The following is a 3,585-nucleotide window of genomic DNA, read 5'->3' on the forward strand; positions in this document are numbered from 1 at the left end:
GCCCGAAAGGCTGGCCGCCCTGGGCATCGGCGGCCCGGACGTCGGCCGGCTCCAGCGGACCGGCGCGATCGAGGCGGACGGCCGGCGGGTCACCCTGGACGAGGTGAGCGAGCCCCGGCCCGGCCAGCGGTTCGCCTTCGTCATGGACACCCGGCTCTGCGAGGGCGTGCACGAGCTCGCCGAGGGCGCCGACCTGCTGGTCGTCGAGGCCACCTTCACCGACGCCGACGCCCGGCTCGCCGAGGACCACGGCCACCTCACCGCCGGCCAGGCCGGCAAGGTCGCCGCCGAGGCCGGCGCCCGCACCCTGGTGCTGACCCACTTCTCCCAGCGCTACCCGGACCTCGGCCAGCACCTCGCCGACGCCCGCAAGCACTTCGACGGCCCGATCGTGCTTGCCGAGGACCTCGCCCGGGTACCAGTACCGCCCCGGAGCGGATGACCGCCCCGCCCGCGGCCCCCGATGCCGCCCGGCCGGTGAACGGCGTGGAAAACCGTTCGCGCCACCCGGGCGATCTGCCGCAGCATCGTCGGGTGCGGCCCCGCCGCCCGCCGCGTCGATCACGTGCGCGGCGTACCCTGGTGCCCCGGAGAGACCCAGCGGCACCACGAGACACGGATGGGATGAGGCAGGCCCCAGCGCCGACCTATGAGTGACACATCGCAGACCCGTACCAATGGGCGGCCGCGCCCCGAGCCGGCCGACGACGGCCGCGTCAGCGCCCGGATCGTCATCCCCGAGAAGCATCCGATGGTCACCCTGCTCGGTGCCGCCGACTCGCTGCTGCGGGTGATCGAGCAGGGCTTCCCCGCCGCCGACATCCACGTCCGCGGCAACGAGGTGACCGCCACCGGCGCCCGCGCCGAGGTGGCCCTCGTCAAGCAGCTGTTCAGCGAGATGATGCTGGTGCTGCGCACCGGCCAACCCCTGACGGAGGACGCCGTGGAGCGTTCCATCGCCATGCTCCGCGGTGCCGCGGAGGACCCCGACAGCCCGGCGCCGTCGCAGGTGTTCACCGCGAACATCCTGTCCAACCGGGGCCGCACCATCCGCCCCAAGACCCTCAACCAGCAGCGCTACGTCGACGCGATCGACAAGCACACGATCGTCTTCGGCCTCGGCCCGGCCGGCACCGGCAAGACCTACCTGGCGATGGCCAAGGCCGTCCAGGCCCTGCAGGCCAAGGAGGTCAACCGGATCATCCTGACCCGCCCGGCCGTCGAGGCGGGGGAGCGGCTGGGCTTCCTGCCCGGCACCCTCTACGAGAAGATCGACCCGTACCTGCGCCCGCTGTACGACGCGCTGCACGACATGATGGACCCCGACTCCATCCCGCGCCTGATGGCCGCCGGGACCATCGAGGTCGCGCCGCTCGCCTACATGCGCGGCCGCACCCTCAACGACGCCTTCATCATCCTCGACGAGGCCCAGAACACCTCGCCCGAGCAGATGAAGATGTTCCTCACCCGCCTCGGGTTCAACTCCCGGGTGGTCGTCACCGGCGACACCAGCCAGATCGACCTCCCGGGCGGCACCCGCAGCGGACTCAAGGTCGTCCAGGAGATCCTGGCCGACGTGCCCGACATCCACTTCTCCGTCCTCACCAGCACCGACGTGGTCCGCCACAAGCTGGTCGGCCGGATCGTGGACGCGTACGAGCGCTGGGACGCCCGCCAGGAGACCCAGGAGACCGAGGAGCGCCGCCTCCCGGTCAAGCCCGCCCAGCGGCGCGGCTCGCGCGCACCCCGACAGTCCCATCGCACCGAAAGCTGAGTAACCAGCCCGTCATGTCGATCGACATCGCCAACGAGTCCGGTTGGGACGTCGACGAGGAGGCCATCCTCGCCGTCGCCCGCTACGCACTGGACAAGATGCGGATCCACCCGCAGTCCGAACTGTCCGTGATCCTGGTGGACGGGGCGGCGATGGAGGAGCTGCACATCCAGTGGATGGACCTCCCGGGGCCGACGGACGTGATGTCCTTCCCGATGGACGAGCTGCGCCCCGGCAAGGAGGGCGAGGAGCTGCCGCAGGGCCTGCTCGGCGACATCGTGCTCTGCCCCGAGGTCGCCGAGCAGCAGGGCAAGGCGGCCCCGTCGAAGCACTCGATGGACGAGGAGCTCCAGCTGCTCACCGTGCACGGCGTGCTGCACGTGCTCGGCTACGACCACGAGGAGCCGGACGAGGAGGCCGAGATGTTCGGCCTCCAGAAGGCGATCCTCGACGGCTGGCGGGCCGAGCGGGGCCTGGGCGGCATCTCCCCGGCCCCCACCACCCACTGAGCGCGGAGCCCGAACCCCTGTGAGTGGTGAGAGTACGAGTTTCATCCTCGGTGCCGTGCTGCTCGTCGTGCTCGGCTGGCTGGCCGCGTGCGCCGAGGCGGGCATCTCCCGGGTCTCCCGGTTCCGGGCGGAGGAGGCCGTGCGCTCCGGGCGCAAGGGCTCGGCCCGGCTGCTGGCGCTGGCCACCGACCCGATCCGCTACCTCAACCTGGCCACCCTGATCCGGGTGGCCAGCGAGATGGCGGCGGCGGTCCTGGTCACCGTGGTGTGCGTGCGCACCATCGACACGACCTGGCAGGCCGTGCTGCTGGCGTTCGGCGTGATGGTGCTGGTGTCCTTCGTGGCGGTGGGCGTCTCGCCGCGCACGATCGGCCGCCAGCACCCGCTCACCACCGCGACCGCGGCCTCCTTCGTGCTGCTGCCGCTGGCCCGGATCCTCGGCCCGATCCCGCGGCTGCTGATCCTGCTCGGCAACGCCCTGACCCCGGGCAAGGGCTACAAGGAGGGCCCGTTCGCCTCCGAGGCGGAGCTGCGGTCCCTGGTCGACCTGGCGGAGAAGAACGACGTCATCGAGGACGAGGAGCGCCGGATGGTGCACTCGGTCTTCGAGCTGGGCGACACCATCGTCCGCGAGGTGATGGTGCCGCGCACCGACCTGGTGATGATCGAGCGGCACAAGACCGTGCGGCAGGCGCTGACCCTGGCGCTGCGCTCGGGCTTCTCGCGGATCCCGGTGGTCGGCGACAACGAGGACGACGTGGTCGGCATCGTCTACCTCAAGGACCTGGTGCGCCGCACCCACATCAACCGGGACTCGGAGTCCGACGAGGTCGGCGCGGTGCTGCGCCCGGCGGTGTTCGTGCCGGACTCCAAGCCGGCCGCCGACCTGCTGCGCGAGATGCAGCAGATGCGCTCGCACGTGGCGATCGTGATCGACGAGTACGGCGGCACGGCCGGCCTGGTCACCATCGAGGACATCCTGGAGGAGATCGTCGGCGAGATCACCGACGAGTACGACCGGGAGATCCCCCCGGTGGAGGACCTCGGGGACGGCTCGTACCGGATCACCGCGCGGCTGCTGGTGGAGGACCTCGGCGAGCTGTTCGGGATCGAGCTGGAGGACGAGGACGTCGAGACGGTCGGCGGCCTGCTGGCCAAGCACCTGGGCCGGGTCCCGATCCCCGGCTCGTCCTGCGAGATCCCGCTGCCCGAGGAGGTCCCGGGCGGCCTGACCGCCATCCGGCTGACCGCCGAGAGCTCCGCCGGCCGCCGCAACCGCATCGGCTCCGTCGTCGCCGCCCC

General features: G+C 71.7%; 4 protein-coding genes. All 4 read left to right on the forward strand.

Features of this window, described 5'->3' with window-relative positions:
• Window positions 1-442: MBL fold metallo-hydrolase (locus ABD308_RS21265; protein WP_344337555.1), on the forward strand; the 442-nt coding region annotated here is incomplete at its 5' end.
• 309 nt (window positions 443-751) lie between these two features.
• Complete coding sequence (locus ABD308_RS21270; RefSeq protein ID WP_344337603.1) at window positions 752-1,774, forward strand: PhoH family protein; 1,023 nt, start codon at window positions 752-754, stop codon at window positions 1,772-1,774.
• Between the two features lie 14 nt (window positions 1,775-1,788).
• Entirely contained in the window at window positions 1,789-2,283 is a 495-nt protein-coding gene (ybeY, locus tag ABD308_RS21275) for an rRNA maturation RNase YbeY (protein ID WP_344337557.1), read from the forward strand.
• A gap of 19 nt (window positions 2,284-2,302) precedes the next feature.
• Window positions 2,303-3,585 (forward strand): hemolysin family protein (locus tag ABD308_RS21280; protein WP_425554821.1); only part of this gene is annotated, 1,283 nt, incomplete at its 3' end.

Origin of the sequence: Kitasatospora putterlickiae, assembly GCF_039527695.1 — a bacterium.
Classification (GTDB): Bacteria; Actinomycetota; Actinomycetes; order Streptomycetales; family Streptomycetaceae; genus Kitasatospora; species Kitasatospora putterlickiae.

Excerpts from the sequence above, each read along its gene's own strand:
- ABD308_RS21270 (WP_344337603.1), top strand. The coding sequence starts at position 752 with ATGGTCACCCTGCTCGGTGCCGCCGACTCGCTGCTGCGGGTGATCGAG.
- ybeY (WP_344337557.1), top strand. The coding sequence starts at position 1,789 with ATGTCGATCGACATCGCCAACGAGTCCGGTTGGGACGTCGACGAGGAG.